The organism is Parahaliea mediterranea (assembly GCF_003402235.1).
Taxonomy (GTDB): Bacteria; Pseudomonadota; Gammaproteobacteria; order Pseudomonadales; family Halieaceae; genus Parahaliea; species Parahaliea mediterranea.
The window spans coordinates 38,299-53,167 of record NZ_QEWO01000002.1 but is presented as its reverse complement, the minus strand read 5'-3'; the positions used below and the strand labels follow the sequence as shown (position 1 = coordinate 53,167).

Sequence of the window (14,869 nt, the reverse complement as noted above, 5' to 3'; positions counted from 1 at the left end):
GGTGACGGGAGCTAATGACGGCCTCCGCACCGGGTAAACCTTAACCCAAGACGAGAACGGGATAGAGCATGAACCTTCATGAGTACCAGGGCAAACAGCTGTTTGCCGAATACGGTCTGCCGGTGTCCAAAGGGCACGCGGTCGACACCCCAGAGGATGCCGTCAAAGCTGCCGAGCAGATCGGCGGCGACATGTGGGTGGTGAAAGCCCAGGTGCACGCGGGCGGCCGTGGTAAGGCCGGCGGCGTGAAGCTGGTCAAGACCACCGACGAAGTGCGCGAATTTGCCGCCAACTGGCTGGGCAAGAACCTGGTGACCTACCAGACCGACGAAAACGGCCAGCCGGTCAGCAAGATCCTGGTGGAATCCTGCACCGACATCGCCGAAGAGCTCTACCTGGGTGCGGTAGTGGATCGCGCCACCCGTCGCATCGTTTTCATGGCCTCCACCGAAGGCGGCGTGGAAATCGAGAAAGTGGCCGAGGAAACCCCCGAGAAAATCCTCCGCGCCACCATCGACCCGTTGGTGGGCGCACAGCCCTACCAGGGCCGTGAACTGGCCTTCAAGCTGGGCCTGCAAGGCGACCAGATCAAGCAGTTTGTGAAGATCTTCCTGGGTCTGGCGCAGCTGTTTGAGGAAAAAGACCTGGCCCTGATCGAGATCAACCCGCTGGTGATCACCACCGAGGGCAACCTGCACTGCCTGGACGCCAAGCTCGGCGTTGACGGCAATGCCATCTACCGCCAGAAGCAACTGGCCGAGATGCACGATCCCTCCCAGGAAGACGAGCGCGAAGCTCACGCTGCCAAGTGGGAACTCAACTACGTGGCCCTGGATGGCAACATCGGCTGCATGGTCAACGGCGCTGGCCTGGCCATGGGCACCATGGATATCGTCGCCCTGCACGGCGGCTTCCCCGCCAACTTCCTGGACGTGGGCGGCGGCGCCACCAAAGAGCGCGTCTCCGAGGCCTTCAAAATCATCCTGTCCGACGACAAGGTGAAGGCCGTCCTGATCAACATCTTCGGCGGCATTGTGCGCTGTGACCTGATCGCCGAAGGCGTGATTGGCGCGGTTGAGGAAATCGGCGTGAAAGTGCCGGTGGTTGTGCGCCTGGAAGGTAACAACGCGGAACTGGGCCAGAAAGTGCTGGCCGACAGTGGATTGAACATCATTGCTGCCACCAGCCTCACAGACGCTGCTCAGCAGGCAGTTAAAGCAGCGGGAGGTGCAGCATAATGAGCATTCTGATCGACAAGAACACCAAGGTAATCTGCCAGGGCTTCACCGGCTCCCAGGGCACCTTCCACTCCGAGCAGGCCATTGCCTACGGCACCCAGATGGTCGGCGGCGTTACCCCCGGCAAGGGCGGCCAGGAGCACCTGGGCCTGCCCGTTTTCAACACCGTGGCCGAAGCCGTGGAAGCCACCGGCGCCGATGCCTCCGTCATCTACGTGCCCGCGCCCTTCTGCAAGGACTCCATCCTGGAAGCGGCCAACGCCGGCATCAAGCTCATCGTGTGCATCACCGAGGGCATTCCCACCCTGGACATGCTGGACGCGAAAGTGAAGTGCGACGAACTGGGCGTGCGCCTGATCGGCCCCAACTGCCCCGGTGTCATCACCCCCGGCGAGTGCAAGATCGGTATCATGCCGGGTCACATTCACCTGCCCGGCAAAGTGGGCATTGTTTCCCGCTCCGGCACCCTGACCTACGAAGCGGTCAAGCAGACCACCGACGCCGGCTTCGGCCAGTCCACCTGTGTGGGCATCGGCGGCGACCCGATCCCCGGTTCCAACTTCATCGACATTCTGGAAATGTTCGAGAAGGACCCGGCCACCGAAGCCATCGTCATGATCGGTGAAATCGGCGGCACCGCCGAAGAAGAGGCGGCCGCCTACATCAAGGCCAATGTCTCCAAGCCGGTGGTGTCCTACATTGCCGGTGTCACCGCGCCCAAAGGCAAGCGTATGGGCCACGCGGGGGCCATCATCTCCGGCGGTAAAGGCACCGCCGATGAGAAGTTCGCCGCCCTGGAAGACGCCGGTGTAAAAACCGTGCGCTCCCTGGCCGAGATCGGCAGCGCGCTGGCGGAAGTGACCGGCTGGTAACTTACGCTCGCTGTTAAAGGGCCCCGTCAGCGCAGGCTGGCGGGGCCTTTTTCGTTGTGCGGCGCAAAGGATGCCGGTCTCCCTTGAATTTCCGCCGTGGCGTCCCCATGTTTGCCCCCTGACAGTCATCCCAACCACAGATCAAGCACGAGGGACCCATGACCGCCGACGTTCAGAAAGAAACCCTGGGCTTCCAGACCGAAGCCAAGCAACTCCTGCACCTGATGATTCACTCCCTGTACAGCAACCGGGAGATTTTCCTGCGTGAGCTGATTTCCAACGCCTCCGATGCCATCGACAAGCTGCGCTTTGCAGCCCTGGCGGACGACGCGTTGCTGGAAGGGCAGGGCGATTACCAGATTCAGGTGGATGTCGACAAAGACGCCGGCACCATCACCATCAGCGACAACGGCATTGGCATGACGCGCGAGGAGGTGATCGAGAACCTGGGCACCATCGCCAAATCCGGCACCGCCACCTTCCTGGAGAACCTCACCGGCGACCAGAAGAAGGACTCCCAGTTGATCGGCCAGTTTGGCGTGGGCTTTTATTCCGGCTTTATTGTTGCCGACCGCGTGCAGGTACACACCCGCAAGGCGGGCGATGGCGCCGACAGCGGCGTGGTATGGGAGTCCGCCGGCGAGGCGGAATTCACCATTGAGCCGCGCGCCAAGGACAACCGTGGTACCGCCATTACCTTGTTCCTGAAGGATGACTGCAAGGAATTCGCCGACGATTTCCGCGTGCGCAGTGTGATCAAGAAGTACTCGGATCACATCTCTGTGCCGGTGCTGATGTTGAAGCCGGACATGCCCACTGGCGACGAGGATGAGGAAGCTAAGTCTGAAGACCAAGCCAAGGCAGAAGAAAAGGCCCCCGAGTACGAAGCGGTCAACGAGGCCACTGCCCTGTGGACCCGCCCCCGGGGCGAGGTCAGCGACGACGAGTACAAGGCCTTCTACCGTCATGTGTCCCACGATTTTGACGAGCCCCTGAGCTGGAGCCACAACAAGGTGGAAGGCAAGCTGGAGTACACCAGCCTGCTGTACCTGCCCAAGCGCGCGCCCTTTGATATGTGGAACCGCGACATGGCCCGCGGCCTCAAGTTCTACGTGCAGCGCACCTTCATCATGGATGAAGCCGAGCAGTTCCTGCCGCTGTACCTGCGCTTTGTGAAAGGCGTGGTGGACTCCAACGACCTGCCCCTGAACGTATCCCGCGAAATTCTGCAGCAGGACGGGGCAGTGGAATCCATGCGTTCGGCCCTGACCAAGCGGGTGCTGGACATGCTGGGCAAGCTGGCCAAGAAAGACGGTGACGACTACGCCACCTTCTGGAAGGAATTTGGCCAGGTGTTGAAGGAAGGCCCCGCGGAGGACTTTGCCAACAAAGAGAAAATTGCCAAGCTGCTGCGCTTTGCCACCACCCACACCGACAAGGCCGAGCAGGACCAGTCCCTGGAAGACTACGTGTCGCGTATGAAGGACGGTCAGGACAAGATCTACTACGTGGTGGCGGAAAACTTCAACACCGCCAAGAGCAGCCCCCATTTGGAAGTGTTCCGCAAGAAGGGCATCGAGGTGTTGCTGCTGTCGGATCGCGTGGACGACTGGCTGATGAACCATCTGCAGGCGTTCGACGGCAAGCAGCTGCAGGACGTGGCGCGCGGTGCCCTCGACCTGGCCGCCGATTCCGAGGAGGAGAAGGCCGAGCAGGAGAAGCTGCAGAAGGACAGCGAAGGCCTGGTAGAGCGCCTGGCCAAAGTGCTGGAAGACAAAGTGTCTGAAGTGCGCGCCACCGCCCGCCTGACCGAGTCCGCCGCCTGCCTGGTGGTGGGAGACTACGACATGGGCGCGCAGATGCGCCGCATTATGGAGGCCGCTGGCCAGCCGGTGCCGGACAGCAAGCCCATCCTCGAGGTGAACCCCCAGCACCCGCTGGTGAAAATGCTCGACGCCGAAGCGGACGAGGATCGCTACGCCGACCTCGCCAATATCGTCTTCGATCAGGCCACCCTCGCTGAGGGCGGGCAGCTGGAAGACCCCGCCAGCTACGTGGCGCGCCTCAACAAGCTGCTGCTGGCCACCATGGCCGGTTGAGGCGCACGCCAAAGCTGGCCGCGCCATCGCTGGCCGCGCCAGTGCAGGCCGCGCCAAAGCTGTTAGACTCGACCCCGCCCGGGCCAGCCCGGCGGGGTCGATCACAATAAATGCAGGAACTCCCTATGATGCACACCCACCGCGTCGCAGTGCTCGGCGGCGGTAGTTTTGGCACTGTGGTTGCCAATCTCATTGCCTGCAACGGCCACCCGGTTTGCCTGTGGCTGCGCAATGACGCGCGGGTTGAGGCCATCAACAGCGCCCGCGAAAACGCCGAATACCTGCCGGGCTATCGGCTGGACGACAAACTGCGCGCCACCACCTCGCTGGAAGACGCCGTCAGCGCTATCGACATTCTGTTTCTGGCGGTGCCCAGCGCCTCCTTCCGTGAAGTGGCCCGGCGGTTGGCGGGCCTGCTGTCGCCCCAGGCCCTGCTGGTCAGCCTCACCAAGGGCATCGAGGCGCCCGGCTTTCACCTGATGAGTGAAATCCTCGCCCAGGAGCTGCCGGAGAACCCCTGCGCCGTGCTCAGCGGTCCCAACCTGGCGGGGGAGATCGCCGCCGGCGGTATTGCCGGGGCGGTGGTGGCCTCGCGCAGCGATGCTATCAACACCACCTTGCACGACCTGCTGCACAGCGACCGCTTCCTCATCTACGGCTCCGGCGATATGTACGGCGTGGAGCTTGGCGGGGCCCTGAAGAACGTGTACGCCATTCTCGCTGGCCTGGGGGATGCCCTCGACTTTGGGGAAAACACCAGCGGCCTGCTGCTGACCCGGGCGCTGAGCGAAATGTCCCGCTTTGCCGTGCACTGCGGCGCCAACCCGATGACCTTCCTTGGCCTCGCCGGGGTAGGGGATCTGTTTGTTACCTGCTCGTCGCCCCTGTCGCGCAACTACCGCATCGGCCAGGCCATCGGGCGCGGCCAACCGCTTTCGGAGGTGCTGGCGGCTATGGATCAGGTCGCCGAGGGCATCAATACCCTGGAGCTGCTGAAGGCCCAGGCGGAGCAGCGCGGCGTGCCCATGCCGCTGGTCAACGGCCTGTACGACATCCTCCACCACAGTCGCCCGGTGTCGGAATTGTTCAGTGATATGATGACCCGCGAACAGGCGCAGGATGTGGAATTTGTTGCCGGCTAGCCGCTGTGGGGCGGATTGTGGACGGCGCGACAGCGCAGACAGTCATAACAACGGTGGCGGTGGAGCATGCCGCCCCCCCCAGGGAGATGTGTAATGATCCTGACAGTGTGGCGGCACGGGGAGGCGGGCCGGGCTGCAGAAGATCGCCTGCGGCCGCTGACGCTCCAGGGTGAACGGGACATCAGCACCGGCGCCGGCCGCCAGTGGGGCCTGTGTGCCCAGCGCAACCTGCCAGTGCCAGACGCGCTCTGGCACAGCCGCTGGGTGCGTACCACCCAAACCGCCGGCTTGCTGTTGCTGGGCCATCCCACACTGCCACACCGCGCCGAAGAGGCGCTGATACCCGGCGCTGAACCCGCCGACGTTGAACAGGCCCTGGAACCTCTCTGGGGCGATGTCAGCGCGCCGCGACACCTGATTCTGGTATCGCACCAGCCGCTGGTGTCGGCGCTGGTGGATCACTGGCTCGGCGAGTCGCGCGCGGCGCCGCCCCACCCCCCGGGCGGGCTGGTCAGCCTGCAGCTGGATGCCCCCGCCGCCGGCTGTGCGCGTCTGCTGTGGTGGGCCTTCCCACCGCACTACGAGGCCGGCCTGTGACTTCGCCGGTCAGTGGTGTTGTATCCGCCGGGGTTTCGGCTGCGGTAGCGCAGGCCATGTCCCAGGCCGAGGAGGCGCACTGGGAGATCGACGGCCTGCGCCTGGCCGGGCTCTGCTGGGGGCCGCAGGACGGCCAGCCGGTGCTGGCCCTGCACGGCTGGCAGGACAACGCCGCCAGCTTTGCCCGGCTCGCCCCACAGCTCACCGGCTGCCGGGTGGTGGCGGTAGACCTCAGCGGGCAGGGCCGTAGTAGTTTTCGCTCCGCCGATGCCACCTACCAGATTTGGGATGACGTGCCCCAGCTGATCACGCTGCTGGATCGGCTCGGCTGGCAGCGCTGCGCGCTGCTCGGGCATTCCCGCGGTGGCATCATTGCCACCTTGGTGGCCGCTGCCGCGCCGCAGCGGATAAGCCACCTCGTCATGCTGGATGGTATTGTGCCCGAAGCGGTGCCAGAGACGGCCTTTCCCTTCCAGCTTGGCCGCTTTGTCAGCGAACGCGACCGCGCCCTGGCCCGCCAGGCCCGGCGCTACCCCAGCCGTGATGCGGCGGTGGAAGCCCGGGTGCGCAACGGCTTTAACCGGGAGTGCGCCGAAACCCTGGCCCTGCGTGGGCTGGAGGGTGACAGCGAGCAGGGCTGGGCCTGGCGTATCGACCCGCGCTTGCGTGCCGCGTCGGCGGTGAAGATGACCGATGGGCAAATTCGCGCCACCCTGGGCGCCATTCGCGCCCCGGCGCTGCTGTTGCGGGCAGGGCGCGGAATGATGCAGCATGAGCCACTGGTGGAGCTGGCGCGCGGCCACATACCGCAGCTGCGGGTTACGCAGGTCGACGGCGGCCACCATTTCCACATGGAGGCAGTGGTGGACTCTCTGGTTCCCGATCTGCTTGCCTTCCTGGCACAGGATTAGATAAGGAGTGCCCTTGCCCAGATTGCCTGTTTTGTCTGCCATTGCCCGCGCCTGCGTGGTGCTGCTGATGGCGGGCGTGGTTGCGCTCACCGCTGTTGCTGCCGCCACCCAGGATGCCGCCCCGGCGCCGGTCGGCGGCCCCGCGCCGTTGCTTGGCGAGCTGGATCAATTTCCCCATGCGGTGCGCGTGGCCACGTCCTCTCAGGCGGTGGTGGATTACGAAGTGGGCCTTGGTGCCATGCAAAAGCATCTCGGCGACTGGCAGTTCAAGCGCAGCGAGCGGGTTGATGGCGAACGGTTGCGGTACACCTGGCAGATAACCGACGGCTTCAGTTCAGAGGAAGTGTTCCAGGAGCTGGTAACGCGGTTTGCCGAATGGCAGGGCAGTGAGCGGCTGTTTCGCTGCGAGGGCCGCGCCTGCGGCAACGGCGCCCAATGGGCCAACCGGGTCTTCGGGCAGCGGGTGTTGTACGGCCGGGCCGATGCCCAGCGTTATGTGGTGTTTCGTGCCAGCACGGAAGCGGGCGCCTACCTGATGCTGGCCTACGCCTCGGCCCGCACCGCGGACCGCCAGTATCTTCACGCGGAAGTGGTTGCCCTGGACTCTAAGCCTTAGCCCTTAGCCCTAGAACCTGGCACCAGCGCTGAAGCACTGGCGCTAGTGTGTCAGCGCCGCAGCTGCAGCAGTGACAGGAATTCTTCGCGAGTGGTCTGGGAGTCCCGGAAGCTGCCTAGCATGGCGGAAGTTTTCATGACGGAGTTCTGCTTCTCGACCCCGCGCATCATCATGCACATGTGCTGGGCTTCGATGATCACGCCCACGCCCTCGGCGCCGGTCACGTTCATGATGGTTTCGGCGATCTGGGTGGTCAGGGATTCCTGAATCTGCAGGCGGCGGGCAAACACATCCACAATGCGCGCCACCTTGGACAGGCCGAGCACCTTGCCGGTCGGGATGTAGGCCACGTGGCATTTGCCGATGAAGGGCAGCAGGTGGTGCTCGCACAGTGAGTAGAGTTCGACATCCTGTACCAGCACCATCTCGCTGGAGTCCGAGGGAAACAGGGCGTTGTTGACGACGTCTTCCACGGACTGCTGGTAACCGCGGGTCAGGAACTCGAAGGCCTTGGCCGCGCGCTTGGGTGTGTCCACCAGGCCGGGCCGGTTCAGGTCCTCGCCAATGGCTTCGATAATGCGTGCCCAGTCTTGTTCCACGGAAAATTCCTCGTCAGGGAGGTAAAAAGGACGGCGATAGTAGCAACCCGCCTATGTCATGGCAAACCGCCACACAGCGCACCCCGCAGGGCGGGCTAGCCCGACACACCCAGCGATTCGCGATGATACAGGCGTGCCGCAATCAGCCACAGAAGCAGCCCCAGCGCGAATCCACATGTCATGTATACGGCCCACTCCAGGGGGGAGATCACCTCGCCGCGAATCAATTTGAGGATCATCTGGTTCTGGGCCAGAAAGGGCACGGTGAACTGCCACAGCTGGTTCTTCACCGGGTTCACCATCAGGATGATGGTCGGCGCGATGGGCAGCAGCATCAGAATGCTCAGGTAGCTCTGGGCCTCCTTGACCGAGCGCGCCGCGGCGGCCAGCAGGGTCAGCAGGGTGGTGCCAATAAGCACCATGGGCAGCAGCACCAGCAGGAGCTGGGCCGCTACCGGCAGCGATACATGCACCTGCGCCAGCGCCCCGGGGGCCAGCTGGAAGCTGAGCTTGAAGGCGAACACAATCAGCACCAGGCCGAGCATGCCGAACAGGCAGGCGGCGAGAATCTTGCCGCTCATGATGGCGCTGCGCGCGACGGGCGTGGCCAGCAGCGGCTCCAGTGACTGGCGCTCGCGCTCACCGGCGGTCACATCGATGACCAGCGCCGCGCTGCCAATAAAACTGAACAGTATCAGCAGGTAGGGCAGAAAGGTCAGCAGCATGCCGCGGCGGGCCTCGGGTGTTGCCACATCGCGCAGGGCAACCTGCACCGCCTGCCCCGCCAGGGGGCTCTGCCCGCGCTGCAGGCCACGCAGCGAGCCCACGGTGGCGCTGTATTCGTACAACACCCGGTGCACGCGCTGCAGGGGTATCTGGGCATCCTGCAGGGAGCTGTCGTAGGTCAGCTCCACCGGCGCCGGCAGGCTGTCGCGCCAGCGCGTGGCATAGGCATCGCCGATGTGCAGGATCACCGGCGCCGTCTGCTCGCGCACCGCGCTGACCGGGTCGTCCGGTGCCCGGGTCACCTCGATATTGCGGCTTTGCAGAAAGGCCACCAGATTGGGCGCCCGCTCGATGCCTGCCACCGGCAGCAGCAGGGTGGATGCCAGCTGGGTGCGTACTTTGTTTTCCACCAGGGCGCCGATGCCGAGGATAATGCCCGGCATCAGCAGGGGCCCCAGCAGCAGCCCCAGCACCACTGTCTTGCGGTCGCGGAACAGGTCGATGAGCTCCTTGCGGGCCACGGTCCATAGCGCCTTCATGCGGTGTTCTCCTCCAGAGCTGCCAGGCGCACAAACACATCCTCCAGGTCGGCCAGGCCAGTCTGCTGGCGCAGCTCGTCGGGGCTGCCGATGGCCTGCACCTCGCCCCGGGCGATAACCACAATGCGGTCACACAGGGCCGCCACCTCCTGCATGATGTGGCTGGAAAACACAATGCAATGGCCCTCGTCGCGCAGGCCGCGCAAAAAGCCGCGCAGGCGCCGGGTGGTCATCACGTCGAGCCCGTTGGTGGGTTCGTCCAGCACAATATTGCGCGGGCGGTGGATCAGGGCGCGGGCAATGGCGGTTTTGGTGCGCTGGCCCTGGGAGAAGCCCTCGGCACGCCGGTCGAGAAAATCCTCCATGCCCAGGGTGCTGGCCAGTGCGGCAATGCGCGCGTCGATGGTGGCGTCATCCAGGTCGTGCAGGTGGCCAAAGTAGGTGATGTTCTCCCGCGCGGTGAGGCGCTTGTAAATGCCGCGCGCATCCGGCAGTACCCCCAGGCGCCGCCTGACTTCTCCGGGATTGGCCTGTACGTCCAAGCCGTCGACTTCCACCCGGCCCTGCTGGGGCGCCATCAGGGTGTAGAGCATGCGCAGGGTGGTGGTTTTGCCGGCGCCGTTGGGGCCCAGCAGGCCGAGGATTTCGCCGTCCTGCGCGCAGAAGCTGACGCCGCGCACCGCCTGTACCGTGGCGGCGCGGCTGCGAAAGGTTTTGTGCAGGGAGTCGATGCGGATCATGTCAGGGCTCCCAGCCGTAGCGCCCGCTGAAGGGCGGCGGGCTTGTCAGGCGCTGCAGGCAGGTGGCGTCCAAGGCGGCGGCGTCGGTGGTGTCAAGAAACTGCGCCACCAGGTTCGGCAGGCAACCTGTGCCGAGTACGCTGTGGCTCTGGCCGGGCAGCACCAGGTGGCGCCCCCTGGCCAGGGGCGCGATCACGGCGTCGCCGTAGCGGGGCGGGGTGACCGGGTCGAATTCGCCGCTGATGGCCAGCACCGGCACATCGCCTTGCAGGGGCTCGCGAAACCCCGCCGGCCGGGCGCCCAGGGGCCACTGGGAGCACATCGCCCGGGTGAGGGTGATGAACTCGGTGCCAAGCACGGTGCCGGCGTCGCCGGGGTTGTCCCGAAAATCCACCGCGTCTTCGGTGCAGGTCACCGACAGGCTCATGCCCATGGCCAGGGCTTGGCCGAGTTCGCGGGTGACCAACTGGGCCTGGGCGAGCAGGCCATCGTAGTTGCCCTGTGCCACCTCGTGCAGCAGCAGCGGCAGCGAGGCCGCCATGGCGGGCTGGTAGGCGTACATGCGCAGCAGGATGGCCAGATGCTCAAAGCGCGGCACTTCCTCTCGCCAGGCGCCGGTGATGGGGTCGCGGTAGCGCACCGGCCCCAGGGTGTTGCCGGTCAGTTGCTGGCGGGCGGTGTTCAACTGCTGGCGCGGGTCGCCCAGGGCCTGGGCGCAGGCCGGTGTTTCGCGGCAGCGGGCAAACTGCCGCTGCAGGGCGGTTTCCAGGTTGCGGGCGTGCTCCTGGCCGAGCACCAGGGTATTGGGCACCACCGAGTCCAGCACCAACGCCCGGGTGTGCCCGGGAAAGCGCCGGGCGTAGTGCTGGGCCACACGGGTTCCGTAGGAGATGCCCACCAGATTGATGCGCGCCACCTGCAGAGCGGCGCGTACCCGCTCCAGGTCGTCGATGTGCTCGGTGGTGGTGTAGTAGCGAAAATCGGCCTGCGCAGACAGTGCGTCACGACACTGGGCAGCCAGCGCCCGGGCGGCGTCCTCGCTCTGCTGTGCAAGGCTGGTCAGGGCGGCCTCGGCTTCGGCCTGTTCACAGTGCAGCGGATGCGAGCCGCCGGTGCCGCGGGCGTCCAGCAGCAGGATGTGGCGATGCTGCAGCACCTCCTCAAAGGCCTGCTGCAGGTTCGGGTAGCTTTCCCGGGCTGACTGGCCGGGGCCGCCGGCCAGCATGAACACTGGGTCGCCCTTTGCCTGGCCGGTGGCGGGTATCAGCGCCAGGGCCAGTTCGATGTGGCGGCCAGCGGGATTGGCGGTGTTTTCCGGCACCGGCAGGGTGGTGCAGTGGGCCTCCACCGACTGGCCGCTCGCGCTGTTCAGGGCGCAGGGGCTGAAGGTCAGCGCGCCGTATACCAGCTGCCCGCTGGCATCGGCCTGGAGGCCGCCGGCCTGCGCGGCCCCGCTGCCGATGAGCCCGGCGAGCAGCGCCGCCGATGGCCCGGGTACCCATGCTGCCAAGCGGCGCCATACTGCATCCATGCCCGCTGTGTTCTCCCTTGGTGGTTGGTGTGGAAAGTCTGTTGGGTGGTTTCTATGAAAGTCTGTTGGGTTGTTACCGGTGTGTTGGCCTGTGTCGTTGCCCACTCGTGCCAGCGGGATTAGCGCGTACCCCACCCACGCACCTCTGCTAGAATCCGCTGTCGCCGTTGCCATCCATGCCACCACGTTGTTGCTGGCTTGGCAAGGCGTCTTAATTAACCAGCCCTATTGATCCACCGCGCGCGACAGGACATTTATGCATACGGTTAACGACGCTCTGGAACACTGTGCGCAAGCCCTCGACGCGGCGGGTGTCTGCTTTGGGCACGGCTGCGACAACGCCTGGGACGAGGCCGTGCAGCTGGTGCTTACTGCCATGAAGCTTCCCATCGACGCTGACGAGAGCGTGCTGCCCCTGCCGGTCAGCCCCACCCAGCGCCAGCAACTGGAAGACTGGCTGATTCAGCGTATCGAAGAGCGGGTGCCGCTGCCTTATATCATCGGGCGCGCCTGGTTTGCCGGCCTTGAACTGCGCTGCGACGACCGCGCCATTGTGCCGCGCTCGCCCCTGGGGGAGCTGATTCTGGGGGATTACCAACCCTGGTACGAGGGGCCGCCGCCACGGCGCATTCTCGACCTGTGCTGCGGCGGCGGGGCGATCGGCCTGGCAGCGGCCCACTACGCTCCCGAGTGCAGCGTTGATCTGCTGGATCTGGACCCGGCGGCGCTGGCACTGGCCCGGGAGAACCGTGACCTGCTAGGCCTGCAGGCGCGCACCGAATGCCTGGAATCTGACTTGTTCAGCGCCGTGGTCGGGCGGCGCTACGACATTATCCTCAGCAATCCGCCCTACGTGGACGCCCGCGACCTGGCCAGCATGCCGGCCGAGTATCATCGCGAGCCGGCACTGGCCCTCGGCTCTGGAAGCGACGGGCTGGACATTACCCGGCGTATTCTGGCCGAGGCGGCTCACTACCTTAACCCCCGCGGCCTGCTGGTGGTGGAGGTGGGCAACAGTTGGGAAGCGCTGGAGGCGGCCTATCCCGGCGTGCCCTTTACCTGGGTCGAGTTTGTCGAGGGCGGGCACGGTGTTTTTGTGCTCAGCGCGGCGGAGCTGCACCAGTACCGGGAGCAACTACAGCGGTGAGTTCGGTGTAGCAGCCAGGGCGCCCAGACTGCTGCCGGCCGCAGCCGCTGTATTGAACAATATTGCCCCGTGCGCCAGGATGCCGGGCAGGTGCTATCGGACAGCCCCGGCCTCCCTTTATAATTAGCCGCTTTTGGGCGCGGGATTTCTCACCATGGCTGGCAATACCTTTGGCAAACTGTTTACCGTTACCAGCTTTGGCGAAAGTCACGGGCCGGCTCTGGGCTGCATTGTTGACGGCTGCCCGCCGGGGCTGGCGCTGGCAGCCAGCGACCTGCAGCACGACCTCAACCGGCGCAAGCCCGGCACCTCCCGCTACACCACCCAGCGCCGCGAGGCGGACGAGGTGAAGATTCTCTCCGGTGTTTTCGAGGGCAAAACCACCGGCACCTCCATCGGGCTGCTGATCGAGAACACCGACCAGCGCTCCAAGGATTATTCCAACATCCAGAACACCTTCCGCCCGGCCCACGCGGACTACACCTACAACCAGAAGTACGGTTTTCGCGACTACCGTGGCGGCGGCCGGTCGTCGGCCCGCGAAACCGCCATGCGCGTTGCCGCCGGCGCCATTGCCAAAAAATACCTGCGCGAGCGCTACGGCATTCTGGTGCGGGGCTATCTGAGCCAGCTCGGCCCCATTCGCGCGGAACAGCTGGACTGGAACTGCGTGGAAACCAACCCCTTCTTCTGCCCGGATGCCGGTAAAGTGGGAGAGATGGAAGAGTTCATGGCGGCGCTGAACAAGCGCGGCGACTCCATTGGCGCGCGCATCAACGTGGTGGCCAGCGGCGTGATGCCGGGGCTGGGCGAGCCGGTCTTCGACCGCCTGGACGCCGACATCGCCAGTGCCATGATGGGCATCAACGCAGTGAAGGGGGTGGAGATTGGTGCCGGCTTTGCCAGTGTGGAGCAGCACGGCAGCGAGCACCGCGACCTGCTGACGCCCGAGGGTTTTGTGGGCAACAACGCCGGGGGCGTGCTGGGGGGGATTTCCAGCGGCCAGGACATTACCGTGAGCATTGCTCTCAAGCCCACCTCCAGCATTCGCCAACCGGGGGCCACCATTGATACTGCCGGCCAGGCCATGGAAATGGCCACCCACGGCCGCCACGACCCCTGCGTGGGTATTCGCGCCACGCCCATTGCCGAGGCCATGCTGGCGTTGGTGCTGATGGATCATGTGCTGCGCCACCGGGGGCAGAACATGGACGTGCAGTGCGATACCCCGGTGATTCCGGCCCGGGCGCCGGAACCGCGGGCCTAGGGCCGCCTGCGCATGGCTAAAACTCGCGCTGCCAAGCGTTTCCTGCGCACCATGGTGCTGGGTATTCTGGCCCTGGCCACCCTGGTGTGGACGGCGGTGGACCAGTTCGGGGTGTCAACCGACACCCTGCTGCAACTGGCGCTGGGCGCGCTGCTGATGGTGGGCTTTTCCATTGCCGCCGCGGCGCTGTTTGCCGCGGTGTGGATTGGACTGCGCCGGCTGCTGCGGCGCAGGGATTGAGCCGCCGGCAGCCTTAGCCGAGGATTTCCTCCAGGTCGATATCCAGGGCCATCTCGTTGCCGATGGCCTCCAGTGCCTCCGACAGCTCCTCCAGCCGCGCGTCCGGGGCGATGTCCGCCTCGATCAGGGCCTGGAACAGGGGTTCGGCGGTCATCGGGGCGCTCACCACCTCGCTGTCCATCTCCACCACATTGAACTGCTGCTTCGCCAGGGCGCGGGACACTTCCAGCACAATGCCGGGGCGGTCCGGCCCGATCAGGCTGAGCTTGATGCGCCGGGCCGTGGCCAGGGCAACGGTGGAGGCGGTGGGGGTTACCCGCACACTCAGGCCGCTGGCAGCCAGGCCCTTGAGCTCGGTTTCAAGGCCGCTGGCGCTGTCGGTGGGCAGGCTCACCAGCACCAGGCCGGCGAACTTGCCGCCGAGCTGGGTCATGCGGCTTTCCTGCCAGTTGCCGCCGGCGGCGCCAATCACGGCCGACAGCTGTTCCACCAGGCCGGGGCGGTCATCGCCGATAAAGGTGACGATATAAGATGTTTCCATGCCACTGGACTCCACATTCGTTTACGCAGGCCGTATATTAACGCGCAAATTCCCCTTGTTATAA

Annotated in this window: 15 protein-coding genes; 10 read left to right on the top strand and 5 right to left on the bottom strand. The window is 65.2% G+C overall.

Annotated features, from left to right (window positions below):
- Positions 1–68: 68 nt before the first annotated feature.
- The 7 genes from sucC to DDZ17_RS05830 all read left to right on the top strand — a co-directional run bounded on the left by sucC (position 69) and on the right by DDZ17_RS05830 (position 7,475).
- A complete protein-coding gene (gene sucC / locus DDZ17_RS05860; protein ID WP_116365054.1) occupies positions 69–1,238 on the top strand; it encodes an ADP-forming succinate--CoA ligase subunit beta in 1,170 nt (389 codons plus the stop codon).
- The gene (gene sucD / locus DDZ17_RS05855) at positions 1,238–2,110 is read left to right on the top strand and encodes a succinate--CoA ligase subunit alpha (protein ID WP_116365053.1); all 873 of its coding nucleotides are present in this window, start codon (positions 1,238–1,240) and stop codon (positions 2,108–2,110) included. The genes sucC and sucD overlap by 1 nt, the downstream gene beginning before the upstream one ends.
- Before the next feature lie 158 nt (positions 2,111–2,268).
- Positions 2,269–4,209: a molecular chaperone HtpG gene (htpG, locus tag DDZ17_RS05850; RefSeq protein ID WP_116365052.1), complete on the top strand. Its 1,941-nt coding sequence runs from the start codon at positions 2,269–2,271 to the stop codon at positions 4,207–4,209.
- Between the two features lie 125 nt (positions 4,210–4,334).
- The gene (locus DDZ17_RS05845; RefSeq protein ID WP_116365051.1) at positions 4,335–5,351 is read left to right on the top strand and encodes an NAD(P)H-dependent glycerol-3-phosphate dehydrogenase; all 1,017 of its coding nucleotides are present in this window, start codon (positions 4,335–4,337) and stop codon (positions 5,349–5,351) included.
- Positions 5,352–5,444: 93 nt separating this feature from the next.
- Positions 5,445–5,948, top strand: coding sequence for a SixA phosphatase family protein (locus DDZ17_RS05840; protein ID WP_116365050.1), 504 nt, complete (start codon positions 5,445–5,447; stop codon positions 5,946–5,948).
- A complete protein-coding gene (locus tag DDZ17_RS05835) occupies positions 5,945–6,859 on the top strand; it encodes an alpha/beta fold hydrolase (RefSeq protein ID WP_206613464.1) in 915 nt (304 codons plus the stop codon). Before DDZ17_RS05840 ends, DDZ17_RS05835 begins: the two co-directional genes overlap by 4 nt.
- Positions 6,860–6,872: 13 nt before the next feature.
- Complete coding sequence (locus DDZ17_RS05830) at positions 6,873–7,475, top strand: DUF4892 domain-containing protein (protein WP_157976486.1); 603 nt, start codon at positions 6,873–6,875, stop codon at positions 7,473–7,475.
- A gap of 50 nt (positions 7,476–7,525) precedes the next feature.
- Here DDZ17_RS05830 and folE read toward each other — a convergent pair whose 3' ends face one another.
- The 4 genes from folE to DDZ17_RS05810 form a co-directional block, all read right to left on the bottom strand.
- Positions 7,526–8,074 (bottom strand): GTP cyclohydrolase I FolE, encoded by a 549-nt coding sequence (gene folE, locus DDZ17_RS05825; protein WP_116365047.1) that lies wholly within the window; start codon positions 8,072–8,074, stop codon positions 7,526–7,528.
- Between the two features lie 95 nt (positions 8,075–8,169).
- The gene (locus tag DDZ17_RS05820; RefSeq protein WP_116365046.1) at positions 8,170–9,339 is read right to left on the bottom strand and encodes an ABC transporter permease; all 1,170 of its coding nucleotides are present in this window, start codon (positions 9,337–9,339) and stop codon (positions 8,170–8,172) included.
- Entirely contained in the window at positions 9,336–10,079 is a 744-nt protein-coding gene (locus tag DDZ17_RS05815) for an ABC transporter ATP-binding protein (RefSeq protein WP_116365045.1), read from the bottom strand. The genes DDZ17_RS05820 and DDZ17_RS05815 overlap by 4 nt, the downstream gene beginning before the upstream one ends.
- Before the next feature lies 1 nt (position 10,080).
- Positions 10,081–11,610, bottom strand: a complete 1,530-nt coding sequence (locus DDZ17_RS05810) for an alpha/beta fold hydrolase (protein WP_157976485.1) — start codon at positions 11,608–11,610, stop codon at positions 10,081–10,083.
- A gap of 256 nt (positions 11,611–11,866) precedes the next feature.
- Here DDZ17_RS05810 and prmB point away from each other — a divergent pair, with 256 nt between their 5' ends.
- The 3 genes from prmB (at position 11,867) to DDZ17_RS05795 (ending at position 14,264) form a co-directional block, all read left to right on the top strand.
- The gene (gene prmB / locus DDZ17_RS05805) at positions 11,867–12,757 is read left to right on the top strand and encodes a 50S ribosomal protein L3 N(5)-glutamine methyltransferase (protein ID WP_116365043.1); all 891 of its coding nucleotides are present in this window, start codon (positions 11,867–11,869) and stop codon (positions 12,755–12,757) included.
- 154 nt (positions 12,758–12,911) lie between these two features.
- The gene (gene aroC, locus DDZ17_RS05800) at positions 12,912–14,024 is read left to right on the top strand and encodes a chorismate synthase (protein ID WP_116365042.1); all 1,113 of its coding nucleotides are present in this window, start codon (positions 12,912–12,914) and stop codon (positions 14,022–14,024) included.
- Positions 14,025–14,036: 12 nt separating this feature from the next.
- Complete coding sequence (locus DDZ17_RS05795) at positions 14,037–14,264, top strand: hypothetical protein (RefSeq protein ID WP_116365041.1); 228 nt, start codon at positions 14,037–14,039, stop codon at positions 14,262–14,264.
- 13 nt (positions 14,265–14,277) lie between these two features.
- Here DDZ17_RS05795 and DDZ17_RS05790 read toward each other — a convergent pair whose 3' ends face one another.
- A complete protein-coding gene (locus tag DDZ17_RS05790) occupies positions 14,278–14,805 on the bottom strand; it encodes a glycine cleavage system transcriptional repressor (RefSeq protein WP_116365040.1) in 528 nt (175 codons plus the stop codon).
- Positions 14,806–14,869 lie beyond the last annotated feature (64 nt).